Below are 25,585 nucleotides of genomic sequence, written 5' to 3'. Positions count from 1 at the left end.
TGACTGATGGCCCTTGTTTCGGAACATATCGAAGGCGACACCCGGGATCGTATCCTCGAGGTGGCCGAGCGGCTGTTCCGCCAGATCGGCTATCAGAAGACCACGGTCGGCGACATCGCCAAGGAGCTCAGGATGAGCCCCGCCAACGTCTATCGCTTCTTCGAATCGAAGAAGGCGATTCACCAGGCGGTGGCCCGTTCGCTGATGGGCGAGGTCGAGCTCGAGGCGCAGCGGATCGTGGCGCGGCCCGGTCCGGTGCTGCCGCGTTTCCGCGAACTGCTGACCACCATCCATCGCATGAACACCGAGCGCTATGTCGGCGACAACAAGCTGCACGAGATGGTCGAGATCGCGATGCAGGAGGACTGGGACGTCTGTGTCACCCACATGGAATGTATCGCCGGCATGATCGGCCAGATGATCGCGCAAGGTGTCGCCTCCGGCGAGTTCGAGGCGGGCGACCTGCAACTGGCCGCGCTGTGCGCCTGCACCGCCATGATGCGCTTCTTCCATCCCCAGATGATCGCCCAGTGCGCCACCAAGCCGGGCCCGACCATCGACCAGATGATCGATTTCGTCATCGCGGGTCTGTCGCCGCGCCACTGACGGGACGGGGGATTTCTCCTATAAGCAGGCTGACGTAGTCCGGATGGAGCGAAGCGCAATCCGGGAGGGTTCAGCGTTGTGCTTGCGGTCCCGGATTTCGCTGCGCTCCATCCGGGCTACCAGGATCAGGAAAGACCCCGCGCGTGACCGACAAAGATCTGCATTTCTACGAGCCCGCCAAGGGCCACGGCCTCAAGCACGATCCCTTCAACGCCATCATCGCACCGCGGCCGATCGGCTGGATCTCCTCGCGCGACACCAGGGGCCACGTCAATCTCGCGCCCTACAGCTTCTTCAACGCCTTCTGCTACACCCCGCCGATCATCGGCTTCTCCTCCACGAACTGGAAGGACTCGGTCAAGAACATCCAGCAGAGCGGCGAGTTCGTCTGGAATCTCGCCACCATGGATCTCGCCAGGCAGATGAACGCGACCGCGGCGCATGTCGCCCCCGAGGTCGACGAGTTCGAGATCGCCGGGCTCACCGCCGTGCCCGGCAAGCTCGTCAACGTGCCACGCGTCGCCGAGAGCCCTGTCGCCTTCGAGTGCAAGGTGTCCGACATCGTCCGCCTCAAGGGCGCCGACGGCAAGGAGGCCGACGCCTGGCTGACGCTGGGCGAGGTCGTCGCCGTCCACATCGACAAGGCCATGATCAAGGACGGCGTCTACCAGACCGCCGCCGCCCGCCCGATCGTCCGTGCCGGCCGCCGCGGCGACTATTTCGAGATCAGGCCCGAAAACATGTTCGAGATGGTCCGGCCGGATTAGGCCGGCCGCACTCTCTCCGCACGTTATTCCGGGGCGCGCCGTCAGGCGCGAGCCCGGAATCCATTCATCGACCAACGCTGCCGCGCGATGGATTCCGGGCTCACGCTTCGCGTGCCCCGGAATGACGTGGGGAGACACTCAGCCCCATTCTCCCTCCCGGAACTGCCACCGCGCCCCGACCGTTATGGTCCCCGGGGCGGCCGCCCGGCCGCGTCGATTCGCGTCTTTTTGCCGGCGAGATGTTCGCTCACGCCCGCCACTTTCCGCTAAAATGCCCTGCAACCGCGCCGATGCATGAGGGTCCGCCATGAGCTTCCGCCGCGACAATATCACAAAGCCGATTTTCTCCTGGGCCCGCGGCGTGCTGCCGGCGATGTCCGACACCGAGCGCGAAGCGCTGGAGGCCGGTGACGTCTGGTGGGACGCCGATCTCTTCACCGGCAACCCTGATTGGTCCAAGCTGCTGAAGCTCCCGCAGGCGAAGCTCACCGATGAGGAGCAGGCCTTCCTCAACGGCCCCGTCAATGAGCTCTGCGCCATGCTCGACGAATGGAAAATCTTTTGGGAATGGCGTGACCTGCCGCCGGACGTCTGGCACTTCGTCAAGCGCGAGAAGTTCTTCGGCATGATCATTCCGAAGGAGTTTGGCGGCCTCGGCTTCTCGCCCTATGCGCATTCGGAAGTCGTGCGCAAGATCTCGACCCGCTCGATCGCCGCCGCCGTCACCGTGATGGTGCCGAATTCGCTCGGACCGGGTGAGCTCTTGATGCGCTTCGGCACCAGAGAGCAGCAGCAGCGCTGGCTGCCGCGGCTCGCCGACGGCCGCGACATTCCCTGCTTCGGTCTCACCAGTCCGGAAGCGGGCTCCGATGCCGCCTCGATGGTCGACACCGGAATCATCTGCAAGGGCGAATTCGAGGGCCGTGAGGTCCTGGGCCTCCGCCTCAACTGGCACAAGCGCTACATCACGCTCGGCCCGGTCGCGACGCTGCTGGGTCTCGCCTTCAAAGCCTATGATCCCGATCATCTGGTCGGCGATCGGGAAGAGCTCGGCATCACGGTGGCGCTGATCCCGACCAACCTGCCCGGCGTCGAGATCGGCCAGCGGCATCTGCCGTCGATGCAGGTGTTCCAGAACGGCCCGAACCGGGGCCGCGACGTCTTCATCCCGCTCGACTATGTCATTGGCGGCGAGGCCCGGCTCGGGCAGGGCTGGAAGATGCTGATGACGGCGCTCGCCGCCGGCCGCGGCATCTCGCTGCCGTCGCTCTCGGCGGCCGGCGCGGCCTACGCTGCGCGCACCACCGGCGCCTATGCCCGCATCCGCGAGCAGTTCGGCATCTCCATCTCCAAGTTCGAGGGCGTCGAGGAGCCGCTCGCGCGCATCGTCGCCACCGCCTATCAGCTCGATGCTGCGCGGCGGCTGACCTGCGCGGCGCTTAATGCCGGCGTCCATCCCGCCGTCATCTCCGGCATCATGAAGCTGCACGCGACCGAGCGCATGCGCACCGCCATTGATGACGCGATGGACATCCACGGCGGCAAGGCCGTGATCGATGGTCCGCAAAATTATCTCGGCAATCTCCACCGCGCCGCGCCGGTCGGCATCACGGTCGAGGGCGCCAACATCCTCACCCGCAATCTCATCGTGTTCGGGCAGGGCGCGATCCGCGCGCATCCTTATCTGCTCAACGAGATGAATGCGCTGGCCGATACCGACCGCGAGCGCGGACTCACCGCGTTCGACAAGGCGTTCTGGAAGCACGTCGGCCACAGCTTCCGGACACTGTTGCGCGCGTTCGGCCGCAGCTGGACCTTCGGCGCCTTCGCACTTGCGCCTGACGCGGGCGATGCCACGCCGTTCTATCGCCAGCTCTCGCGCTATTCCGCGGCGTTTGCGCTCTGCGCCGACATGGCGCTGCTCACGCTTGGCGGCGCGCTCAAGCGCAAGGAGATGCTGTCGGCGCGCTTCGGCGACATTCTCTCCGAGCTCTACTTGCTCTCTGCCGCGCTAAAACGCTGGCAGGACGAGGGCCGGCAGAAGGAAGACTTTGCCGCGCTGGAATGGTGCATGGCGACGGGCTTCCGAACGATCGAGAACCGGCTGGCCGAGATTCTCGCCAATCTGCCGAACCGCTTCATTGCCGTGATCCTCAAGCTCGTGGTGCAGCCTTTCGGCGCGCGCGTGCTCGGGCCCTCCGATCGCGTCGTGCACCAATGCGCTGGCATTGTGCTTGAGCCCTCGGCCGCGCGCGATCGCCTGACGCCGGATCTCGCCCATGTCGATGACGATGGCGGCTTCGCCCGGCTGGAGCGCGCGTTCGAGCTGGTGGCGAGCACAGATGCGATCGCCAGGCGCATGCGCGCGGCGCACCTCCGCGACACCAAGGAGGCCGTCGCGAAGGGCGTGATCACGCAGGCCGAAGGCGAGCAGCTTTCCGTCGCTCATAAAGCGGTCACTGAAGTGATCGAGGTCGACGATTTTGCGCCGGAGGCGCTGTCGCCGATTTACAAGAAAACCGGCGACGTGCATCAGTTCTTCCAGGAACTCGGTGAGCAGAGGGCGGCGAGCTGATGGCACGACCGGTTTTCATCGTCGACGGCAGCCGGACGCCGTTTCTGAAGGCGCGTTCGGGGCCGGGGCCGTTCACGCCGGTCGATCTCGCCGTGCAATGCGGCCGGCCGCTCTTGGCCCGCCAGCCGTTTTCACCGGATGATTTCGACCAGGTCATCCTCGGCTGTGTCAACGTCATCGCCGGCGAGATGAACCCGGCGCGCGTCGCAGCCCTCCGCCTCGGCATGGGCGAGGACATGGTCGCCTTCACCGTGCAGATCAATTGCGGCTCGGGCATGCAGTCGATCGACACCGCCTATCGCTACATCCGCGAAGGCCATGCCGACATGATCCTGGCCGGCGGCACCGAGGCGCTCAGCCACGCGCCGCTGGTCTGGCCCAATTCCGGCGTGCGCTGGTTCGCCGGGCTTGCCACCGCCAAGGGCTTGGCCGCCAAGCTCGCGGCGGCGTTCAGGCTGCGGCCGCGCGATCTCAAGCCGATCATTGGCCTCGAGCGCGGGCTGACCGATCCCGTCACCGAATTGAACATGGGCCAGACCGCGGAGGTCGTCGGCCATCTCTTTGGCATTACGCGCGCACAATCCGATGCCTATGCCGCCGAGAGCCATCGCCGGCTGGCTCATGCGCAAGCCGAGGGCTTTCTAAAGGGCGAGGTCGAGACCGCGTTCTCTCGCGACGGCAAGTTCTTCGACCATGACGACGGCGTGCGGCCGGACTCGACGGCCGAGACGCTCGCAAAGCTCCGGCCGGCGTTCGAGCGCCCCTGGGGCCAGGTCACCGCCGGCAATTCCTCGCAGATCACCGATGGAGCGTCCTGGGTGATCCTTGCCTCCGACGCAGCGGTGGCAAAGCACAGGCTGACGCCGAAGGCCGCAATCGTCGACAGCCATTGGGCCGCCCTCGATCCCAGCATCATGGGGCTCGGCCCGGTGATGTCGGCAACGCCGCTGCTTCAGCGCAACGGCCTCACCATCAAGGACGTCGAAACCTGGGAGCTGAACGAGGCTTTTGCCACGCAAGTGCTCGGCTGCCTCGCCGCGTGGAATGACGACAAATTCTGCCGCGAGATCCTGAAGCTCGACGGCGCGGCCGGCGAGATCGACCGTGACAGGCTCAACGTCGACGGCGGCGCCATCTCGCTCGGTCATCCCGTTGGCACCTCCGGCAACCGCATCGTGCTGCATCTCGTCAACGCGATGAAACGGCTTGGCACGCGGCGTGGCGTCGCCACCGAATGCATCGGCGGCGGGCTCGGCGGCGCCATGCTGATCGAGGCGGTATGACCATGGACTCGAAGATCATGACCGCGCTCGGCGACCGGGTGCTGACGCTCGGGCCGCAGGCCGCGCCCGGCGGTCCGTACAAGCACTTCAGGCTGACGCGCGATGCCGATGGCGTCGCCTGGCTGCTGTTCGACGGCGCCGACGCCAGCGCCAATACGCTCTCCTCGGACGTGATGGAGGAGTTCGACGCGGTACTCGCGGCGATCGAGACCGAGCGGCCGGCCGGTCTCGTGATCCGCTCGGCAAAGCCGTCCGGCTTCATCGCGGGCGCCGACGTCAACGAATTCCGCGGCGCCAGCGATCCCGGGATGGTGGAGACGCGCATCCGCGCCGCGCATGCCGTGGTCGATCATCTGGAAGCGTTGAGGCTGCCGACCGTCGCGGTGATCCACGGCTTCTGTCTCGGCGGCGGGCTGGAGGTCGCGCTGGCCTGTCAGTCGCGCATCGCGATCGACGGCGCGCGCTTCGGCTTCCCCGAGGTGATGCTGGGCCTGCATCCCGGCCTCGGTGGCACCGCGCGTTTCACCGCGCTGGTCAACCCGACCCAGTCGATGGCGCTGATGCTGACCGGCCGCACCATCGATGCGCGCCGCGCCAAGTCGCTCGGCCTCGTCGACACCGTGACCCAGGAGCGCCACGTCCGCGGCGCCGTGAAGGATGCACTGTTCGGCCGGTTGAAGCGAGCTCGTCCAGGATTTCTCACGCGCGGGGCCAACCTCTCGCTCGTGCGCGGGCTGCTCGCAAAGCGCATGCGCGCAGAGGCGGCGAAGGCCGCGTCCCGCGAGCACTACCCCGCGCCTTACGCGCTGATCGATCTCTGGGAGACTCATGGCGGCAGCAAGGCCGCGATGCTCAAGGCTGAGCAGGCGTCGTTCGCCAAGTTGATGGTGACCCCGACGGCGCAGAATCTGATCCGCGTGTTCTTCCTGCGCGAGCAGATGAAGAAGGCTGCCGGCGGCGGCAACGCGATCAAGCACGTCCACGTTATCGGCGCCGGCGCCATGGGCGGCGACATCGCGGCTTGGGTAGCCGGGCAGGGGCTGCGCGTCTCGCTCGCCGACATGAAGGCGGAGCCGATCGCGGGTGCGGTGAAGCGGGCCGCGGAGCTCTACGGTAAGATCATCCGCAAGCCGACCGAGGTGCGCGACGCGCTCGATCGCCTGATCCCAGACATGGACGGGGAGGGCGTCCGCAACGCCGATCTCATCATCGAGGCGGTGCCGGAAAAGCTCGAGCTGAAGCAGAAGGTCTATGCCGGCCTCGAGCCCAGGATGAAGCCGGGTGCGATCCTGGCGACCAACACATCCAGCATTCCGCTTCAGGATTTGCGCACCACGCTGGCGCGGCCCGAGCGGCTGGTTGGCCTGCACTTCTTCAACCCGGTGTCGCGGCTGCAACTGGTCGAGGTCGTCAGCCATGACGGCAACGATGCGCAAGTGCTGCAAGCGGCCCTTGCCTTTATCGGTGCGATCGATCGCCTGCCGCTACGCGTCAAGAGCTCGCCCGGCTTCCTCGTCAACCGCGCACTGACGCCCTACATGCTGGAGGCGATGGTGATGCTGGACGAGAAGACCGACCAGCGCCTGATCGACGCCGCGGCCGAACAGTTCGGCATGCCGATGGGGCCGATCGAACTCGCCGATCAGGTGGGCCTCGACATCTGCCTCGATGTCGGTGACATGCTGCGCACCAAATTCGGCGATTTTCTGCCGCCGACGCCGGCCTGGCTGCGCGAGAAGGTCGCCAAGGGCGAGCTCGGCCGCAAGACCGGCAAAGGCTTCTACATTTGGAAGGACGGCAAGGCGGAGAAGGCAGCGCTGCCCGAGACCGGCCCGCGCGTCACCGACCAGATGATCGACCGCCTGGTGCTGCCGATGTCCAATGTCTGCGTTGCGGCGCTTCGGGAAGGCATCGTCGACGATCCCGATGCAGTCGATGGCGCCATGATCTTCGGCACCGGTTATGCGCCGTTCCGCGGCGGTCCACTGAATTATGCGCGCACGCGCGGTATTGAAAACATTGTATCCAGCCTGCGCGCGCTGGCCGAACGATTCGGCGAACGCTTTGCGCCCGATCCGGGCTGGGATAATTTCAAGTGAGAGCCATATGAGCGAAAAGTCCGATACCGCGCCGCGCGGCGATCTCTGCATCCGCACGCTGGCGATGCCGGCCGACACCAACGCCAATGGCGACATTTTCGGCGGCTGGCTGCTGAGCCAGATGGACGTCGGCGGCGGCGTGTTCGCGTCCAAGACGGCGAAGTCGCGCACTGTGACCGTCGCGATCGAGGCGATGAATTTTCGCAAAGCCGTCTATGTTGGCGATCTCGTCTCGGTCTATGCCAATCTCGTGCGGGTCGGCCGCACCTCGATGACCGTGCATCTCGAAGCATGGGCGCTGCGACGCGGAGAGGAGCATCCGTTCCTCGTCACCGATGGAAATTTTACCTATGTCTCGATCGACGAGCATGGCCGCCCGCAGGAAGTTCGCCCGACCGACGCGCCGATTGCGACGTAATCGCGCGCGGTTTTGCGTCGCATCTCACGAACCTGTCCGGCCCATCAAACGCGGCGCGCATGAGTCAACGCGTCGCGGCTTTGCCAAGAACGGGTCATAAAACGGATGAGGTCCCGGCGTACTCAATAGCGCGTCGATTCGGGGTGGAAACCGGCTGATTTGCCTGAGGAACTTTCGGGCAGGGACCCGGTTATTTGCCCGCACTGAGGAATCTACGGGCCATGCCGGACAGCTACATTATCGAAGTTAACTCGGAAACCGCGGGCATCGTCGTTCGCAGCCAGGGCGGCTACTGCTTCTTCGCCTCATCCCACCAATTCAATCGCCTCGAAGGCCAGCTCTTCCGCAACGCCCGCGAAGCCGAACGCGCTGCGCGCAAGCTGGTGAACGGCGAGGTGAAGGAGGCGGCTTGACTGACACTGTCATTCCGGGACGCGCGAAGCGCGAACCCGGAATCTATCATGCTGCAGACATTGCCGACTAATGGATTCCGGGCCCGCGCCTTCGCGTCCCGGAATGACGGTGGATCACAACTTCGTCGCCGCGCGCGACAAGAGCTTCCACTCGTCGCCTTGCTTCTGCCAGTTCATCAGGATGTGAAGGTTGGTCGGCACTTTTTTCCCGTCGGCCGCCATCTCCTGCTCCGCGACCCAGTGGAAGCGGACGATCGCGGCGGGGCCAACGACCTTGATGGTCGGGTCCTTGTATTCGATCGAGAGAAACTTTGATTTGCCGTCGGTGGCGTTGGCGATGAAGGTCGCCTTGTCCTCGACCTTGCCGCTGGAATGGCTGTAGCTGAGATCGTCCCAGCACAGCGCGCCGAGCGCCTTGGGGTCGGCCGCAATCTGGGCGAGGCGGAAGGCCTCGACCTTCTTCGCCACGGCTTCCTCGTCCGCCGACGCGGCGAGCGCCGGTGACGCGAGCGCAAGCACTGAGATAGCCAGAGTCGAGAGAGCCAGATCGCGTCGGTTGATCGTCATCGTTTCCTCCTTTTTGGTCTTGCATGGAGTGTTGCAGCCGCGCGCGGCTTTGTCGAGTGTCGCGTGGTGGTCATGCACGTGCGTCATTGCGCGTTTGAGGCTGTATTGATACGTCTTCCGCATTGATGCGTCCTGCATTTGGGAAAGTACGGAAATGATCGAAGCTCTCGGCAAGTCGCTGCTGTTCGACATCGACGGCACGCTCGCCAACACCGATCCGCTGCATCTCAAGGCCTTCAACCAGGTGCTTGGGCCGCGCGGCCATGTGTTCGATCACGCGCGCTTCTCGAAAGAGCTGCAAGGCTTCGGCAACGCGTCGATCGGCGAGCGCTTTCTGCCCGACGAAACCGTGGAACGGCGCGCGGTGATCCTCGGCGAGAAGGAAGAAGTCTTCCGCACCCTCGTCGCCGGGCAGATCGAACCGCTGCCAGGCCTGATGGCGTTGCTCGACCGGGCGGACGCCGCCGGCATTCCCATGGTCGCCGTGACCAACGCGCCGCGTCTGAACGCCGAGCTGTTGCTCTCAGGCCTCGGCATCACCCACCGCTTCAAGGCGCTCGTGATCGGCGACGAACTGCCGCACGGCAAGCCGCATCCGCTGCCCTATCAGGAAGGCCTTCGTTTCGTCGGCGGCAGCGCGGCGGCGTCGATCGCATTCGAGGACTCCCGCTCGGGCGTGCAGTCCGCCACCGCCGCCGGGATTCCGACGATTGGCATCCGGACCAGCCTCAGCCACGCTGACCTTGTGGGCGCCGGTGCGATCGCCTCCGCCAGCGCCTTCGACGATCCGGAACTGCTTGCGCGTCTCGCTTCCGCGATGTCGTGGTGAGGGGCATCGTCCGTCGTTGACCGGACGCGCGAACCGCCGCACGATGCGGCATCCAGATTTGAGGCCATTGCTGTGACCGGACTGACCCATCGCCAAGCCGAAATCCTCAACATCGCGCGCGCCTCGGGCCGCGTCATGGTCGACGAGCTCGCGCGCAAGTTCGAGGTCTCGGCGCAGACCATCCGCAAGGACCTCAATGATCTCTGCGAGCGGAGATCGCTGACCCGCATCCATGGCGGCGCCATCATCGCCTCCGGCGTCGAGAACCTGGCTTACGAGGCGCGCCGCTTCGTCGCCGCCGACGAGAAGAAGGCGATCGGCGCTGCCGCCGCATCGCTGATCCCGAACGGCTGCTCGCTGTTCATCAACATCGGCACCACCACCGAGGAGGTGGCGAGCGCGCTGACTTCGCACGAGGACCTTCTCGTCATTACTAACAATCTCAATGTCGCCATGCTGCTCTACCGTCATCCCCGCATCGAGGTGGTGGTGGCCGGCGGCACGGTGCGGCGCGCCGACGGCGCCGTGGTCGGCTCGACCGCGACGCAGCTGATCGGCCAGTTCAAGGTCGACTACGCCATCATCGGGGCGTCCGCAATCGACGAGGAGGGCGCTCTGCTCGACTTCGACTATCGCGAGGTGCAGGTTGCCCAAGCCATCATCGCCAACGCCCGCAGCGTCATGCTGGTCGCCGATTCCACCAAGCTGCGCCGGAGCGCGCCGGTGCGCATCGCCCACATCACCCAGATCCAGACCTTCGTCACCGATCAGGAGCTCCCCGAGCGCCTCGCCACCATCTGCCACAGCAAGGGCATCGAGGTGGTCGAGGCGATGCCGAAGGGGGCGGACATTGAGGACGCCCAGGCCGATGTGCAGGACGCCGCGCCTGAGGCCACTCCGGTGGTGCGGCTCCGGTAGCGGCTTAAGCGCCGTCCCACGGGTTGAGCAGCGGCACGCCCGTAGGTTCGAAATCTCCCACATTGCGCGTAACCACCGTCAAACCGTGAACAAGCGCGGTTGCTGCGATGAGCGCGTCGCGTTCGGCCCGCGGGTTAGGGACGTGAAGTTGCGCGCGGCGCTGTGCCACGGCCGTGTCGATGGCTAGGATCCGTCCCTCGAAACGAACCAGAATTTGACCGTCGATCCATGTGCGCAGGACGGCACCTCGCGCCGCGTCCTTGCGCTCGATCAGGCGCGCGCCCAGTTCGACTTCGAGTATCGAGATGACGGACATGAAAAAATTGGCCGCGGGAATTGCATTGGCCCAGGCGACGACATTGCGATCCGCTCTATCTGGTCGCCTCAGTTCGGAAATAACGTTGGTGTCCAGCAGAAACATCAGTCGAGGTCGGCAGATTTGAAGATCCCGCCGGCCATGCGGGGCGGATCGAAATCAAAGTCCGCGCCCGACTGCGCCAGAGCTTCGGCGAGACTCATATGTCCGCCGGTCAAACGCAAATAGTCCTCGATGGTCAGCAGGACATGGGCCGGGCGGCCGCGGTCCGTAATGAAGACGGGCCCTTGCGAGGCCGCCTTTTTCGCGCCGCTGGTGTCCTGATTGAATTCTCGACTCGTGAGGGTGGTCACCATCGTCAGCCTCCCGGTTTGTGGCTCTCAGTTGAGTAACCGTATATGTAGATATGTTGCTACATTCAAGCGCCAGCCTGAGCGATCACTAGCGCTTGGATGCGTCCAATCGGCCGCCCCGCCGGGGTGTTGAAAAGTTCCTCTTTCACTTCCCTTCGCCTCTCTTTCATCTTGCTTTCGTTTTTTGGTGTGATCTAATCAAAAACGAAAGTCACCGCTCGAGGGAACGAGCGGTCGCCGGGGGATGCGTCTGTTGGAGCGTATTTTCGACCTCGCCATCATTGGAGGCGGTGTTAACGGCTGCGGCATCGCGCGCGACGCGGTGGGCCGCGGCAACACGGTTTTCCTGTGCGAAATGAACGATCTGGCGAGCGGGACCTCGTCTTGGTCGACCAAGCTCGTTCATGGCGGCCTGCGCTATCTCGAATATTACGAGTTCCGGCTGGTCCGTGAGGCGCTGATCGAGCGCGAGATCCTCTGGGGCATCGCGCCCCACATCATCCGCCCATTGCGTTTCGTTTTGCCGCACCATGCCGGCCTGCGTCCGGCCTGGCTGCTCCGCCTCGGCCTCTTCCTCTACGATCACATCGGTGGCCGTCACCTGCTGCCGGCGACCCGGTCGGTCGACCTCAGGCGCGATGAGGTCGGCAAGCCGCTGATCCCGAATCGCTACGCCCGCGCCTTCGAATATTCCGACTGCTTCGTCGATGACGCCCGCCTCGTCGTGCTCAATGCGCGCGATGCCGCCGACAAAGGCGCCGAGATCCGCACCCGCACCCGCGCCACCGAGATCCGCCAGTCCGATGGCATCTGGACAGTGAGCATGATCGACACGTTGACCGGCGTGCGGTCGTCGATTCGGGCGAAGGCCCTGGTCAATGCCGGCGGCCCCTGGGTCGAGGACGTGCTCGGCCGCGGCGCCGGGGTCAATGCCAAAGCCAAGGTGCGCCTGGTGCAGGGCTCGCACATCGTGGTGAAAAAGCTCTATGATCACGACCGCGCCTACATGTTCCAGAATGCCGATGGCCGCATCATCTTCGTGATTCCCTACCAGGACGACTTCACGCTGATCGGCACCACCGATCGCGATTATGACGGCGACCCTGCCAAGGTGAAGGCGACGCCTGAGGAGATCCAGTATCTCTGCGCCGCCGCGAGCGAATATCTGGCCAAGCCCGTGAGTCCGGAGGACGTGGTCTGGACCTATTCCGGTGTACGACCGCTCTATGACGACGGCGCCAACGAGGCCAAGGCCGCGACCCGCGACTACGTGTTCGAGCTCGACACCCCCGGCGGCGTGCCGCTGCTGTCGATCTATGGCGGCAAGATCACGACCTACCGCCGCCTCGCCGAGGAGGCGCTGGAACGGCTCGCGCCGTATCTTCGCAGTGCGAAAGCGCGCGAGGGCTGGACCGGCAAATGGCCGCTGCCCGGCGGCGACATGGGCGTGTCCGATGTAGACGGCCTGATCGCCGAGCTCCAGCGCGGCTATCCCTTCCTCAGCCATGAGCACGCGCGGCGCCTTGCGCGCGCCTACGGCACCCGGGCGATCAAGCTGCTGGGCGATGCGAAGTCCGCGGTCGATCTCGGCCAGGCTTTTGGTGCGACACTGACCCAGCGCGAGGTCCGCTATCTCATGGCCAATGAATGGGCCGTCACCGCGGAGGACATCGTCTGGCGCCGTTCCAAGCTCGGCCTGCGACTAAGTGCCGACGAGATCGCGGCGCTTGATGACTGGATCAGGGCCCATGCCGTGCCGCAAAGTCCTCTGCTGGAAGCAGGAGGACGTTCATGAGCGTGACACTCGATCACGTGACTCGGACCGTCGACGGTATCGCGCACATCCGCGACGTCTCGCTGACGCTCGAGAGCGGCACGCTCAACGTGCTGCTCGGGCCGACGCTGTCGGGCAAGACCTCGATCATGCGGCTGCTCGCCGGCCTCGACAAGCCGACATCAGGCAAGGTGCTGGTTGGCGGCAAGGATGTCACCGGCGCCGACGTGCGCCAGCGTTCGGTCGCGATGGTCTACCAGCAGTTCATCAATTACCCCTCGCTTTCGGTGTACGAGAACATCGCTTCGCCCCTGCGCGTGCAGGGCAAGCCGCGCGCCGAGATCGAGAAGCGCGTGGCGGAGGCCGCAAGGCTGCTGCGGCTCGAGCCGTTCCTGAAGCGCACGCCGCTCCAGCTCTCGGGCGGCCAGCAGCAGCGCACCGCGATCGCGCGGGCGCTGGTCAAGGGCGCCGATCTCGTGCTGCTCGACGAGCCGCTCGCCAACCTTGACTACAAGCTGCGCGAGGAGCTGCGCGCCGAGCTGCCGCGCATCTTCGAGGCCTCTGGCGCGATCTTCGTCTATGCCACCACCGAGCCGACCGAGGCGCTGCTGCTCGGCGGCAACACGGTCTGCATGTGGGAGGGCCAGGCACTCCAGATCGGCCAGACCGCCAACGTCTATCGCCGCCCGCAGACCTTGCGCGTCGCGCAGGTGTTTTCCGATCCGCCGCTCAACCTCGTCGGCATCGAGAAGAAGAACGGGCAGGTCGCCTACGCCGGCGGCACGGCGTCGACAGCCTCGGGCCTCTATGCGGGTCTGCCCGACGGCGCCTATCGCGTCGGCTTCCGCGCCCACCAGCTCGCCCTTGCCAATGGCGAGGCCGAGCGCCATTCATTCCACGCCACGGTCACGGTGACCGAGATCACCGGTTCGGAGAGCTTTGTGCATTTGACCCGCGACGGATTGAACTGGGTTGCGGTGCTGCATGGCGTGCATGAGTTCGAACCCGGCCAGACCATCGATGCCGTGCTCGATCCGAACGATGTCTTTGTGTTCGACGCGGCCGACCGCTTGGTCGCCGCTCCGAGCTCATAGGGGAGATGCGCCATGGCCCGCATTGACCTCGTCGATCTCGCCCATTCCTACGGCGGCAACGATGCGCCGCAGGAAAGCTTTGCGCTCAAGCCCGTCACCATGACCTGGCGGCAGGGCGGCGCCTATGCGCTGCTTGGCCCAAGCGGCTGCGGCAAGACCACACTGCTCAACGTCATCTCCGGCATCATCACGCCTTCGCGCGGCAAGATCCTGTTCGACGGCGAGGACATCACGCCGCTGTCGACCCAGAAGCGCAACATCGCCCAGGTGTTCCAGTTTCCTGTCATCTACGACACCATGACGGTGGGGCAGAACCTGGCGTTTCCGCTCAAGAACCGCGGCGTGCCGAAGGCCGAAATCGACAAGCGCGTCGCCGAGATCGGCCGCCTGCTCGATCTCGAACCCTATCTGAATCGCAAGGCGACGCGCCTCACGGCGGATGCCAAGCAAAAAATCTCGCTCGGCCGCGGCCTGGTCCGCTCCGACGTCGCGGCCGTGCTGTTCGACGAGCCGCTGACCGTGATCGACCCCGAGCTGAAATGGCAGCTCCGCTCCAAGCTGAAGGCGCTGCATCGCGAGCTCGACCTCACGATGATCTACGTCACCCACGACCAAACCGAGGCGCTGACCTTCGCCGACACCGTTGTCGTCATGCACGACGGCCGCGTGGTGCAGAGCGGCACGCCGGCCGAGCTGTTCGACAAACCGGCGCACACCTTCGTCGGCTATTTCATCGGCTCGCCCGGCATGAATATCCTGCCGGCGGAGGTGAGGGGACGTGAGGCCAAAGTCGACGGCCATGTCATCGCGCTCAACCGCAGTTACGACAACCTTCCCGCAGGCGCCAAAATCGAGATCGGCGTGCGTCCCGAATTCGTGGAGGCCGTTGCGCCCACGCCGAGCCTGCTCACGTCAAAGATCGAGCGCATCGACGATCTCGGCCGCATCCGCTTCGCGCGCGTCCGCCTCGGCGAGACCAAGATCGCGGTGCGGGCGCCGGGCGGCTTCACGAGCCCGAACGGCAACGCCGGACTGAAATTCGATCCGGCGCATGTCCACGTCTATGCCGACAGCCTTCTGGTGGAGGGAGCCGCCTGATGGACAAGACCATCAACCAAAAAGCCTGGTTTCTGGTGCTGCCGGTGTTCCTGGTCGTCGCCTTCTCAGCGGTGCTGCCGCTGATGACGGTGGTGAACTATTCGATGCAGGATACGTTCGGCAACAACCAGTTCTTCTGGAACGGCGTCGGCTGGTTCAAGGAGCTGCTCGATCCCTCGACCGATCTCGGCGGCCGCTTCCTCGCCTCGCTCGGCCGCAATCTGTTCTTCTCGCTGGTGATCCTCGCCATCGAGGTGCCGCTCGGCATCGTCGTCGCGCTGTCGATGCCGCGCCAGGGCTGGACGGTCGCGGCCTGCCTCGTCATCCTCGCGCTGCCGCTGCTGATTCCGTGGAACGTGGTCGGCACCATCTGGCAGATCTTCGGCCGGCCCGACATCGGCCTGCTCGGCTATGTCCTCAACGCCATCGGCCTCGACTACAATTACGTCTCCAACGATATCGATGCCTGGGTCACAGTCATCGTGATGGACGTCTGGCACTGGACCAGCCTCGTCGCGCTCTTGTGCTATGCCGGCCTGAAGTCGATTCCCGAAGCCTATTATCAGGCCGCCCAGATCGACGGCGCCTCCCGCTGGGCCGTGTTCAAGGCGATCCAGCTGCCGAAGATGAACCGCGTGCTCTTGATCGCGGTGCTGCTGCGCTTCATGGACAGCTTCATGATCTATACCGAGCCGTTCGTCGTCACCGGCGGTGGGCCCGGCAACTCCACCACCTTTGTCTCGATCGAGCTGGTCAAGATTGCGCTCGGCCAGTTCGACCTCGGCAAGGCCGCTGCGCTGTCGCTGGTCTACAATTTGATCATCCTGATCGTGTGCTGGATCTTCTACACCGTGATGACCAATGCCGGCGCCGAACGAAAGGTCCAGGCGGAGAGTGAGCCGGCAGTGGAGCCGAAGCCTTCGGCCGCGCTCAAGCCCGTGCCCGCGCTCAAGCCAAAGGAAGGAGTGGCCTGATGCATTCGATCCCCGGCCGCCGGCTCATCATGGCGCTGTTCCTGATCTTCCTGCTGTTGCCGATCTACTGGCTCGTCAACATGAGCTTCAAGACCAATAGCGAAATCGTCTCGACGATGACGCTGTGGCCGCACACGCCGACGCTGCAGCACTACAGGCGCATCTTCACCGACGAGAGCTGGTATTCCGGCTACATCAACTCGCTGGAATACGTCGTCCTCAACACCATCATCTCGATCTCGGTGGCGCTGCCGGCAGCCTACGCGTTCTCGCGCTACCGTTTCCTCGGCGACAAGCACCTGTTCTTCTGGCTGCTGTCGAACCGCATGGCGCCGGCGGCGGTCTATGCGCTGCCGTTCTTCAACCTCTATTCGGCGATCGGCCTGTTCGATACGCCCTGGGCCGTTGCGCTCGCGCACTGCATCTTCAACGTCCCGCTGGCGGTGTGGATCCTCGAAGGCTTCGTCTCCGGCGTGCCGCGCGAGATCGACGAGACCGCCTTCCTCGACGGCTATTCCTTCCCGCGCTTCTTCGTCAAGATCCTGGTGCCGCTGATCGCCAGCGGCATCGGCGTCGCCGCCTTCTTCTGCTTCATGTTCTCCTGGGTCGAACTGCTGCTCGCACGCACGCTGACCTCGGTGCAGGCAAAGCCGATCGCCGCGATCATGACGCGTACGGTGTCGGCGGCCGGCATGGACTGGGGGCTGCTGGCGGCGGCCGGCGTGCTCACCATCATTCCCGGCGCGCTCGTGATCTGGTTCGTCCGCAATTACATCGCGAGCGGTTTTGCGCTCGGCCGCGTCTAGGAGGCATCAATGGAATCTATTGCATGGATGGCCTGGACGCTGCCGACCGCGATCTTCTTCGCCGCGCTCGCCTGCACGCTTGCGGTCATGACTTACCTTGCCGCGGTCTACCCCGAAGCCGAGCGTGTCGGCGTGCTCAGTATTCCGACCACGCGCGGCGACCGCCTGTTCATCTCGCTGATCTCGGCGGCCGTCATCCACTTGCTGTGGATCGGTCTCGTCGGCACCGACGCGATTGCGACGCTGCCGATCGGCGAGGAGGGTTTTGAGATTTCGAGCCTGTGGCTCGCAAGTGGAATTTCGCTGGCCACGGCCGTGCTCATTTTTCGCACGGTCTGACGCTCGCGAAGGAACGGCCAGATCCGGGGGGCAATCCGGGTCTGTATAAAAGTTTGTCGCTGCAACGGAGGAACAACATGCGACAGTTTAGGAGAAGGGAACGTCCATTGACCAAGAAGAGCTTTCTGACCATGTCGAGCGCCGCCGCCATCATCGCGGTGTCGTTCGCCGTCTCGGCGCCGGTCCGCGCCGCCGACGATGCCACGATCCAGAAGTGGATTGCGGAATTCCAGCCCTCGACCCTGTCGAAGGACGACCAGAAGAAGGAGCTGGAATGGTTCGCCAAGGCCGCCGAACCGTTCAAGGGTATGGAGATCAACGTCGTCTCCGAGACCATCACGACCCACGAATACGAATCGCAGACGCTGGCGAAAGCGTTCTCCGAGCTCACCGGCATCAAGCTCAAGCACGACATCATCCAGGAAGGTGACGTCGTCGAGAAGCTGCAGACCCAGATGCAGTCCGGCAAGAACGTGTACGATGGCTGGATCAACGATTCCGACCTGATCGGCACCCACTTCCGCTACGGCCAGACCATCGCGCTGTCGGACTACATGAACGGCGAGGGCAAGGACGTCACCGACCCCATGCTCGACGTCAACGACTTCATCGGCAAGTCGTTCGGCACCGCGCCCGACGGCAAGCTCTATCAGCTGCCCGACCAGCAGTTCGCCAACCTCTACTGGTTCCGCTACGACTGGTTCACCAACCCCGACTACAAGGCCAAGTTCAAGGCCAAGTATGGCTACGAGCTCGGCGTTCCCGTGAACTGGTCGGCCTATGAGGACATCGCCGAGTTCTTCACCAACGACATCAAGGAGATCAATGGCGTCAAGGTCTACGGCCATATGGACTATGGCAAGAAGGACCCCTCGCTCGGCTGGCGTTTCACCGACGCCTGGCTGTCGATGGCCGGCAACGGCGACAAGGGCATTCCGAACGGCCTGCCGGTCGACGAATGGGGCATCCGCATGGAAGGCTGCCGTCCGGTCGGCTCCTCCATCGAGCGTGGCGGCGACACCAACGGTCCCGCCGCGGTCTACTCGATCACCAAGTACCTGGAGTGGATGAAGAAGTATGCTCCGCCGCAGGCCCAGGGCATGACCTTCTCCGAGTCGGGTCCGGTGCCGGCGCAGGGCAACATCGCCCAGCAGATGTTCTGGTACACCGCCTTCACCGCCGACATGGTGAAGCCGGGCATCGCCGTGATGAACGCGGACGGTACGCCGAAATGGCGTATGGCTCCCTCGCCGCATGGCGCGTACTGGAAGGAAGGCATGAAGCTCGGCTACCAGGACGCCGGCTCCGCGACGCTCCTGAAGTCGACGCCGCCTGACCGCCGCAAGGCGGCCTGGCTCTATCTCCAGTTCATCGTCTCCAAGACGGTGTCGCTCAAGAAGAGCCATGTCGGTCTCACCTTCATCCGTGAATCCGACATCTGGGACAAGTCGTTCACCGAGCGTGCGCCGAAGCTCGGCGGCCTGATCGAGTTCTACCGCTCGCCCGCGCGCGTGCAGTGGACCCCGACCGGCAACAACGTGCCCGACTATCCGAAGCTCGCGCAGTTGTGGTGGCAGAACATCGGCGATGCGTCGTCCGGTACGAAGACGCCGCAGCAGGCGATGGATGCCCTTGCGGCCGCCCAGGACTCCGTGATGGAGCGTCTGGAGAAGTCGGGCGTGCAGGGCGCCTGCGGTCCGAAGCTGCACAAGAAGGAGTCTGCCGAGTTCTGGTTCGCCAAGGCCCAGAAGGACGGCACGATCGCCCCGCAGCGCAAGCTCGCCAACGAAAAGCCGAAGGGCGAGACGGTCGACTACGACACGCTGATCAAGTCGTGGCCGGCGACCCCGCCCAAGCGCGCGGAAGCGAAGTAAGCGGCGCGTAGCGTCATGCAATGCGAAAGGCCGGGAGCAATCCCGGCCTTTTTGTTTTGCCATCGTGATGACGAGCTTGCAGCAGCAGCGCGCCCCACACACTGGGTGTCATCGCCCGCGAAGGCGGGCGATCCCGTACGCCGCAGCCTCTCGGCTTGACCACAACGGCCTCTGGAATGCTGGATGTCCCGCCTTCGCGGGGCATGACAGCTGTCGTGTGGTCGGCCCTTACTCCGCCGGCTCGGCCGCCAGCGTCGGGTAATCCGTATATCCCTTCGCGCCGCCGCCGTAAAACGTGGTCTTGTCCCAGTCATTCAGGCCTGCGCCCTGCTTCAGCCGCTCGACGAGGTCGGGGTTGGAGATGAACGGCTTGCCGAACGCGATCAGGTCGGCGGCGCCCGCATCCAGCACCTTGGTGGCGAGGTCGAAATCGTAGCCATTGTTGGCGACGTAGGCGCCGGAGAAGCGCTTGCGCAAGGACGCATAGTCGAACGGGGCGATGTCGCGCGGGCCGCCTGTGGCGCCCTCGACGACGTGGAGATAGACCAGCTTGAGCGCGCTGAGGCCGTCGACGATGTGATCGAACAGGGCTTGCGGATCGGAATCGGAAGCGTCGTTGGAGGGGGTCACTGGTGAGATGCGGATGCCGGTGCGCTCAGCGCCGGCTTCGGCGGCGACCGCTTTGGAGACTTCCAGCATCAGCCGCGCGCGGTTCTCGATCGAGCCGCCATAGGCATCCAGGCGCTTGTTGGCGCCGTCCCGCGCGAACTGGTCGAGCAGATAGCCGTTGGCGCCGTGGATCTCGACGCCATCGAAGCCCGCTTCCAGCGCGTTCTTCGTGGCCCGCTTGAAATCGTCGATGATCCCAGGGATTTCGGAAAGCTCGAGCGCGCGCGGCTCGGAGACGTCGGCGAAGGTGCCGTTCACGAAGGTCTTGCCCTTGGCGCGGATTGCGCTCGGCGCGACGGGCGCTGCGCCATTCGCCTGGAGATCGACATGCGAGATGCGGCCGACATGCCAGAGCTGGATGAAGATCTTGCCGCCGCGCTCGTGCACTTTGTCGGTGACCTTGCGCCAGCCGGCGACCTGCTCCCTGGAGTAGATGCCGGGGGTGTCCTGGTAGCCTTGGCCCTGCCGCGAGACCTGGCTCGCTTCGGTGATCAGCAGGCCTGCGGAGGCGCGCTGGCCGTAATAGTCGGCGGCGAGCGCGCCGGGTACGAACGTGCCGGGGACAGCGCGGTTGCGCGTCAGCGGTGCCATCACCAAACGGTTCGCAAGAGTGATCGGGCCGAGCTTGTAGGTTTCAAACAATTTGGTCGAACGGCTCATGGGAATGCTTCCGAGGCGATGAGAGGTCTCGAACACTTGTGCATCGCGACATCAGGCGCAAGAGCGCAGCCATACGGAAAGTGCAGGCGAGCTGCGCAGCAGCGACCGCGTAGCATAAGTCATGTGCAATTCCGGCCGCGACAGCAGAATCCCGCTGCCGCGGCCGTGTGCTCGCGCAAATCAGGTCAGGCCCATCAGTTCAAGCCCATGAAATCGCGCTTGCCGATCTCGACACCGTTGTGACGCAGGATGCCGTGGGCGGTCGCGCAGTGGAAATAGAAGTTTGGCAGCGAGAATGCGCTCAGGAACTGCTGGCCCTTCAGGGTCGTGGTCTTGTCGGGCCCGGTCGGGAAGGTGACGTCCTTGCTCTCGGCGCCCTCGAACTGCTCGGGCTTGAACGACTTCACATAGTCGATGGTTTTCGCCAGCCGCTGCCTCAATTCTTCGAAGGTCTTTTCGGTATCGGGATTGGACCGCACCTCGCTGTGCGTCAGCCGCGCGCAGCCCTTGGTGGCGAAATCGCTGACCAGCTGGATCTGCTTCGACAGCGGCAGCATGTCCGGAAAGAGGCGGGAGCCGAGCAGCACGCTCGGATCGATCTTTTTGGCCGCGCAATGCGCCTCGGCCTTGGTGAGCAGGCCGGTCAGGCTGTTCAGCATTTGCAAATAAGCGGGGACGACGGCGTCGTAGAAGGACATGTGATGCTCGCTCTCATGGTGGGAGATATCAGGGGGAAACCTGAGCCACTCACATGGGAGGCTCATGGAATAATACAATCGCGGAAGTGGCTTGTGCGGTGCCAAAATTCTATGACGCTGGCTGGCGGTGCCGTCGCCGCCACACCCGATGTCATCGCCCGGCCTTGACCGGGCGATCCAGTACGCCGAGACGGCTATGATTAACTCGATAGCCGCGGAGTACTGGATGCCCCGCTTTCGCGGAGCATGACAGCGGAGGCCTTCTAGCGGACCACACCAGCAGGCTGTGCCTGCGCCGTGCTGCCGCGCATGCGGGCGAGCAGCTCGGCCGTCGGCCAGGAATCCGCCGGCAGGCCGTATTTGATCTGCATCGCTTTCACCGCGGCGCGGCTCTGCTGGCCCAGCACGCCATCGACCTTGCCGACGTTGAAACCGGCCTGGACCAGAAGCTGCTGCAATTGCTTGAGCTCGTTGAACGGCAGTTGCGCGATCGGCCCCGCCGGCCTGCGCATCGGAGGCGCGCCGGCGATGCGGGTGGCGAGATAGCCCGCGGTGGTCGAATAGATCAGCGAGTTATTCCACTCGGTATAGGCGGCGAAATTCGGATACGCCATGAAGGCAGGACCAAAGCGTCCCATCGGCAGCAGCACCGAGGCTGCGAGATTGTCGTTCGGCAGCGGACGGCCGTCGGGATAGGTGACCCCAAGCTGCGCCCATTTCGAGCGCGGCTGCTGCACCGTGAGGTCGGTCTGCTCCCAGGGCAGGTTCTGCGGCACTTTGATCTCTTCCAGCCACGGCTCGCCGCGCCGCCATTTCAGGCCGTTGGCGATGTAGTTCGCAGTCGAGCCGATCACGTCGGGCCCCGACCGCAAGAGATCGCGCCGGCCGTCGCCGTCATAGTCGACGGCGTAGTTGACGTAGTGCACGGGCAAGAACTGCGTCTGCCCGAGCTCGCCGGCCCAGGAGCCGATCATCTCGTCGGGCGTGAGGTCGCCGCGGTCGATGATCTTCAGCGCAGCGATGGTCTCGTTCACGAACATCTCCGAGCGGCGGCAGTCATAGGCCAGCGACACCAGCGATTTCAGCGTCGGCAAATTGCCCATGTTGGCGCCGAAGTCGCTCTCCAGCCCCCAGAACGCGGCGATCACCGCCGGCGGCACGCCATATTCCTTCTCGGCACGCGCGAATGCCGCGGCGTATTGCTTGATGTGCTGCTGGCCGTTCTGCATGCGATAGGGCGCGGCCATGCGTCCGGCGAATTCGGTGAAGAGCTGGCCGAACACGCGCTGGCCGCGGTCGCGGTTGACGATGCCCTGGTCGTACACAAGGTAGGGCGAGGCCTCCGCGATGGTCCGCTGCGACACGCCGGCGGCGACCGCCTGGCTCTTCACCCCGGCGAGGAAGCGATCGAAGCTCGCCCCGTTATGGCACGAGGCCGCGCGCGGCGAGGGTGCGGTCCCCATTGGGGCGGCGGGCCTTGTGGGTGGCGGCGCAAATTGGGCGGAGGCGGGAAGGACGAAGGCGATCGCAATCATTGCGACCGCTAGGCGAGAACCAAGGCAGTTCATCGGCATAGATGTCTCTGGTGCTGGACGGATGAGCGTTAAGCCGCCAATACGGCGCGCTTGACCGCGAGCGGCAACGCGATGGAGCGGAATAGGGTCTTGGGATACAGGTAGTCTTCGCCCGACTCGTCGACGACGCGCAGCAATCCATTCTTCTCGGCGACGGGGTCGCGCAGTACCTCATAGAGCTTGCGCTTCTCGAGGGACACCGCGTAGCCCTCGTTATTCACACAGATCACCAGTTGCTTGCTTCGCGACTTCGTCATCATGGTCAGAGCAGGTTCTTGATCTTGAATTCCTTGCGGCCGATGCCGGCAGCCTCATACCAATGTATCTCAGCGAGGTGGGTAGAGCCATTGGATAATCGCACCTGCGCGATGCCTTTGCGTTTCCGCCAACGTCCCCGCCCATAGATTCGTCGCAGCCGGGCGATCTCGCGGATACCCGAGCCGCTGGCGAAGGTTTCGACCTCGGTGATCTCGCCGAGAATCTCGAATTGCATGGCCCCGATCGTGCCCGGGTGTTCCGGGCTGGGTCAAGTGCCGCGGCTCCGCGACGCACCTTGAAACCTTGCGCCCGGACCGGGGTCATTCCTACCTCATCTTGGCCTGCCTGCTGGCGCTTCCAGCCTGCCCCGGCGGGCCCAGGAGACGGCCATGAACTATCTTCGGACCGCAATGCTGCTTGCAGGCCTCACCGCCCTGTTTATGGGCGTGGGCTATCTGATCGGCGGCGCCTCCGGCGCCATGATCGCGCTCGTCATTGCCGCTGCGACCAATCTGTTCACCTACTGGAACTCCGATCGCATGGTGCTGTCGATGTACGGCGCCCATGAGGTCGACCGCAGCAGCGCGCCCGAGCTGGTCGGCCTCGTCGCCGAGCTTGCGCGCCGCGCGTCGCTGCCGATGCCGCGCGTGTTCCTGATGGACGAGCCGCAGCCCAATGCATTCGCGACCGGCCGCAATCCCGAGAACGCGGCCGTCGCCGTCACCACCGGCTTGATGCATCAGCTCAGCCGCGAGGAGCTTGCCGGCGTGATCGCGCACGAGCTCGCCCATATCAGACATCACGACACGCTGCTGATGACCATCACTGCGACCATCGCCGGCGCGATCTCGATGCTGGCGCAGTTCGGCATGTTCTTCGGCGGCAACCGCGACAACAACGGCCCGGGCATCGTCGGCTCGATCCTGATGATGATCCTGGCGCCGCTCGGCGCCATGCTGGTGCAGATGGCGATCAGCCGCACCCGCGAATACGCCGCGGACGATCTCGGCGCGCGCATCGTGGGCCAACCGATGTGGCTGGCCTCGGCGCTGGTGAAGATCGAGGGCGCCGCACATCAGGTGCCGAACTTCGAGGCCGAGCGCAATCCGGCGACCGCGCACATGTTCATCATCAATCCGCTGTCAGGCCATGGCGTCGACAATCTCTTCGCCACCCATCCCTCGACGCAGAACCGCATCGCGGCGCTTCAGCAACTCGCGGCCGAACTCGGCGCGCAGGCGGCGCCGTCGGTCGGTGCCAACGAGAACTATCCGCCGCAGGGCCCGTGGGGCCGTTCGTCGTCGCACCGGCCTTCGCGTGGTCCTTCACGTGGTCCTTCACGTGGTCCCTGGGGCTGACTGAGCTGCCCGGAATTGCGCCGGGCTTTGTGACCTGGCGCACACGGAATCCTCGCCGCCGGTGTTAACACCGCGGGCACAGACTTCCTTCGAAAGGGGATGCGTGGCCGGCCCGCCGCCGGCCACCGTCGAAGATGACCAGAACTGCCGTACCATTGCTGATCGTCCTTTGCGTGCTCATCGGGCTGTCCACGCACATGGTCGTCAATTGCGGTGACGCCGACGATCCCGACATCTGCTCGGCTGTGATCGGCTTCTCGCCGCTGCGCGGCTCGCTGATCGCGTTCGCCTATGAGGGGCGCGGGCGGATCGCCCTGCGCCATGGCGACTTCCGCCGGGCCATCGCCGATTTCGACGAGGCCATTCACCTCAACCCCAACCGCGCCTCGCTCTATCGCGACCGGGCGCTGGCGCGCCATCAGAACGGCGACCTCGCGCTCGCCATCGAGGATTATGACGAGGCGATCGCGCATGATCCGAAGCTGGCCGCGCCTTACCACCAGCGTGCGCTGGCGCTGGCCGCCACCGGCGATTTCGATCGCGCCATCCTGAGTTACAACACGGCGATCCGCCTCGAGCCGTCGGACCCGCAGGTCCACCTCGACCGCGGCCTTGCCTTCCTCGCCCGCGGCCAGACCGACGACGCCCGCGCCGATTTTGAGGCCGCGCTGGCGCTGCCGGCCGGCAAGGACGCCCGCACCGGCGAGGCCGCGCGCGCCAAGCTCGCGGAGCTCGCGCGCGCCGAGCCGACCCGCCTCGCCGCGCCGCGGCGGTAACAGGAGTCCCTTTCCCTCTCCCGTTCTTACGGGGAGAGGTGAAGGCACGAGTCCCGTCTACTTCGCCTTCTTGGCTTTCGCCTTTTTCGCCTTGGCCTTCTTCGCCGGCTTCTCCTTGCCCTTCTCCGTCTTCACCGCAACCGGCGTGCTGGCGGCGAGGCGCATCGACCTGGCATAGCTGTCGGCGACGTTGTCAGCGGACATCTGCAGGCGCCTCGCGGCGCTGGTGGCCTGCTCCATGGTGGCCTTGGCCATCATCTTGAAGCGCTCGCCGGTCTCCTTGCCCTTGGCCTTGGCCGCAAGGCCGTTGAAGCGATCCCGCCGCGCCTTGGCGCGGGTCATCAGGCCCGTCTGCAGCTGTCTGGCCAGTTGCCGGATCACGACATCCAGGTCGGCGTCCGCCATGTTGTTCTATCCTCTCGAAAAAAAAAGGTATCGATGCGGGCGGGACTATGCAGATCGGGCCTCACCTTGGCAATTCCTCCCCGG

27 protein-coding genes are annotated in these 25,585 nt (G+C 64.8%); 18 read left to right on the top strand and 9 right to left on the bottom strand.

Going from position 1 to position 25,585, the window contains the following annotated elements:
- The first annotated feature begins 6 nt into the window (after positions 1-6).
- The 7 genes from JJB99_RS29435 (at position 7) to JJB99_RS29405 (ending at position 8,161) form a co-directional block, all read left to right on the top strand.
- Complete coding sequence (locus tag JJB99_RS29435) at positions 7-606, top strand: TetR/AcrR family transcriptional regulator (protein ID WP_200495735.1); 600 nt, start codon at positions 7-9, stop codon at positions 604-606.
- Between the two features lie 143 nt (positions 607-749).
- Positions 750-1,373 (top strand): flavin reductase family protein, encoded by a 624-nt coding sequence (locus tag JJB99_RS29430; protein ID WP_200495734.1) that lies wholly within the window; start codon positions 750-752, stop codon positions 1,371-1,373.
- Positions 1,374-1,680: 307 nt separating this feature from the next.
- Positions 1,681-3,948 carry an acyl-CoA dehydrogenase gene (locus tag JJB99_RS29425; RefSeq protein ID WP_200495733.1) on the top strand — a complete coding sequence of 756 codons (2,268 nt, stop codon included), beginning with the start codon at positions 1,681-1,683 and terminating at the stop codon, positions 3,946-3,948.
- On the top strand, positions 3,948-5,231 hold the full coding sequence (locus JJB99_RS29420) for an acetyl-CoA C-acetyltransferase (protein WP_200495732.1): 1,284 nt from the start codon (positions 3,948-3,950) through the stop codon (positions 5,229-5,231). The genes JJB99_RS29425 and JJB99_RS29420 overlap by 1 nt, the downstream gene beginning before the upstream one ends.
- Positions 5,232-5,233: 2 nt before the next feature.
- A complete protein-coding gene (locus tag JJB99_RS29415; protein WP_200495731.1) occupies positions 5,234-7,330 on the top strand; it encodes a 3-hydroxyacyl-CoA dehydrogenase NAD-binding domain-containing protein in 2,097 nt (698 codons plus the stop codon).
- 7 nt (positions 7,331-7,337) lie between these two features.
- On the top strand, positions 7,338-7,748 hold the full coding sequence (locus tag JJB99_RS29410; protein ID WP_200495730.1) for an acyl-CoA thioesterase: 411 nt from the start codon (positions 7,338-7,340) through the stop codon (positions 7,746-7,748).
- Positions 7,749-7,969: 221 nt separating this feature from the next.
- A complete protein-coding gene (locus JJB99_RS29405) occupies positions 7,970-8,161 on the top strand; it encodes a hypothetical protein (protein WP_200495729.1) in 192 nt (63 codons plus the stop codon).
- 114 nt (positions 8,162-8,275) lie between these two features.
- Here the strand turns inward: JJB99_RS29405 and JJB99_RS29400 are convergent, their stop codons facing one another.
- Entirely contained in the window at positions 8,276-8,728 is a 453-nt protein-coding gene (locus JJB99_RS29400; protein WP_200495728.1) for a nuclear transport factor 2 family protein, read from the bottom strand.
- Between the two features lie 154 nt (positions 8,729-8,882).
- On the opposite strand from JJB99_RS29400, the gene JJB99_RS29395 reads away from it, so the two are divergent.
- A complete protein-coding gene (locus JJB99_RS29395; protein WP_200495727.1) occupies positions 8,883-9,557 on the top strand; it encodes an HAD family hydrolase in 675 nt (224 codons plus the stop codon).
- A gap of 72 nt (positions 9,558-9,629) precedes the next feature.
- Positions 9,630-10,475 (top strand): DeoR/GlpR family DNA-binding transcription regulator, encoded by an 846-nt coding sequence (locus tag JJB99_RS29390; protein ID WP_200495726.1) that lies wholly within the window; start codon positions 9,630-9,632, stop codon positions 10,473-10,475.
- Between the two features lie 4 nt (positions 10,476-10,479).
- On the opposite strand, the gene JJB99_RS29385 is transcribed toward JJB99_RS29390, so the two are convergent.
- Together JJB99_RS29385 and JJB99_RS29380 are read right to left on the bottom strand one after the other, a co-directional pair.
- Entirely contained in the window at positions 10,480-10,896 is a 417-nt protein-coding gene (locus JJB99_RS29385; protein WP_200495725.1) for a type II toxin-antitoxin system VapC family toxin, read from the bottom strand.
- Positions 10,896-11,147: a type II toxin-antitoxin system Phd/YefM family antitoxin gene (locus JJB99_RS29380; RefSeq protein WP_200495724.1), complete on the bottom strand. Its 252-nt coding sequence runs from the start codon at positions 11,145-11,147 to the stop codon at positions 10,896-10,898. The genes JJB99_RS29385 and JJB99_RS29380 overlap by 1 nt, the downstream gene beginning before the upstream one ends.
- Before the next feature lie 241 nt (positions 11,148-11,388).
- On the opposite strand from JJB99_RS29380, the gene glpD reads away from it, so the two are divergent.
- From glpD to JJB99_RS29345, 7 genes are all read left to right on the top strand, one after another.
- Positions 11,389-12,939, top strand: coding sequence for a glycerol-3-phosphate dehydrogenase (gene glpD, locus JJB99_RS29375; protein WP_200495723.1), 1,551 nt, complete (start codon positions 11,389-11,391; stop codon positions 12,937-12,939).
- Positions 12,936-14,012 (top strand): ABC transporter ATP-binding protein, encoded by a 1,077-nt coding sequence (locus JJB99_RS29370; protein ID WP_200495722.1) that lies wholly within the window; start codon positions 12,936-12,938, stop codon positions 14,010-14,012. The genes glpD and JJB99_RS29370 overlap by 4 nt, the downstream gene beginning before the upstream one ends.
- Before the next feature lie 12 nt (positions 14,013-14,024).
- A complete protein-coding gene (locus JJB99_RS29365; protein ID WP_200495721.1) occupies positions 14,025-15,110 on the top strand; it encodes an ABC transporter ATP-binding protein in 1,086 nt (361 codons plus the stop codon).
- The gene (locus JJB99_RS29360) at positions 15,110-16,084 is read left to right on the top strand and encodes a carbohydrate ABC transporter permease (RefSeq protein ID WP_200495720.1); all 975 of its coding nucleotides are present in this window, start codon (positions 15,110-15,112) and stop codon (positions 16,082-16,084) included. The genes JJB99_RS29365 and JJB99_RS29360 overlap by 1 nt, the downstream gene beginning before the upstream one ends.
- Entirely contained in the window at positions 16,084-16,890 is an 807-nt protein-coding gene (locus tag JJB99_RS29355; protein ID WP_200495719.1) for a carbohydrate ABC transporter permease, read from the top strand. Before JJB99_RS29360 ends, JJB99_RS29355 begins: the two co-directional genes overlap by 1 nt.
- Before the next feature lie 9 nt (positions 16,891-16,899).
- Positions 16,900-17,229, top strand: coding sequence for a DUF2160 domain-containing protein (locus JJB99_RS29350; protein ID WP_200495718.1), 330 nt, complete (start codon positions 16,900-16,902; stop codon positions 17,227-17,229).
- A gap of 131 nt (positions 17,230-17,360) precedes the next feature.
- Entirely contained in the window at positions 17,361-19,103 is a 1,743-nt protein-coding gene (locus JJB99_RS29345) for an ABC transporter substrate-binding protein (RefSeq protein WP_200500348.1), read from the top strand.
- Positions 19,104-19,331: 228 nt separating this feature from the next.
- On the opposite strand, the gene JJB99_RS29340 is transcribed toward JJB99_RS29345, so the two are convergent.
- The 5 genes from JJB99_RS29340 to JJB99_RS29320 form a co-directional block, all read right to left on the bottom strand.
- Positions 19,332-20,432: an alkene reductase gene (locus tag JJB99_RS29340; RefSeq protein WP_200495717.1), complete on the bottom strand. Its 1,101-nt coding sequence runs from the start codon at positions 20,430-20,432 to the stop codon at positions 19,332-19,334.
- A gap of 194 nt (positions 20,433-20,626) precedes the next feature.
- Entirely contained in the window at positions 20,627-21,130 is a 504-nt protein-coding gene (locus JJB99_RS29335; protein ID WP_200495716.1) for a DUF1993 domain-containing protein, read from the bottom strand.
- 263 nt (positions 21,131-21,393) lie between these two features.
- Positions 21,394-22,704 (bottom strand): lytic murein transglycosylase, encoded by a 1,311-nt coding sequence (locus tag JJB99_RS29330; protein ID WP_200495715.1) that lies wholly within the window; start codon positions 22,702-22,704, stop codon positions 21,394-21,396.
- 29 nt (positions 22,705-22,733) lie between these two features.
- On the bottom strand, positions 22,734-22,964 hold the full coding sequence (locus tag JJB99_RS29325; RefSeq protein WP_246775022.1) for a hypothetical protein: 231 nt from the start codon (positions 22,962-22,964) through the stop codon (positions 22,734-22,736).
- Positions 22,965-22,966: 2 nt separating this feature from the next.
- Positions 22,967-23,197 carry a hypothetical protein gene (locus JJB99_RS29320; RefSeq protein WP_200495714.1) on the bottom strand — a complete coding sequence of 77 codons (231 nt, stop codon included), beginning with the start codon at positions 23,195-23,197 and terminating at the stop codon, positions 22,967-22,969.
- A 154-nt stretch (positions 23,198-23,351) separates the two neighbouring features.
- Between JJB99_RS29320 and htpX the strand changes: the two genes are divergently transcribed.
- Entirely contained in the window at positions 23,352-24,320 is a 969-nt protein-coding gene (htpX, locus tag JJB99_RS29315; protein WP_200495713.1) for a zinc metalloprotease HtpX, read from the top strand.
- A gap of 134 nt (positions 24,321-24,454) precedes the next feature.
- Positions 24,455-25,096, top strand: a complete 642-nt coding sequence (locus JJB99_RS29310; RefSeq protein ID WP_200495712.1) for a tetratricopeptide repeat protein — start codon at positions 24,455-24,457, stop codon at positions 25,094-25,096.
- Positions 25,097-25,153: 57 nt separating this feature from the next.
- On the opposite strand, the gene JJB99_RS29305 is transcribed toward JJB99_RS29310, so the two are convergent.
- Entirely contained in the window at positions 25,154-25,501 is a 348-nt protein-coding gene (locus tag JJB99_RS29305) for a hypothetical protein (protein ID WP_200495711.1), read from the bottom strand.
- Between the last annotated feature and the right edge of the window lie 84 nt (positions 25,502-25,585).

It is taken from the genome of Bradyrhizobium diazoefficiens (genome assembly GCF_016616235.1).
Classification (GTDB): domain Bacteria; phylum Pseudomonadota; class Alphaproteobacteria; order Rhizobiales; family Xanthobacteraceae; genus Bradyrhizobium; species Bradyrhizobium diazoefficiens_H.
Note: the sequence above shows the minus strand (reverse complement) of the source record. Positions and strands in the feature narration are given on the sequence as shown.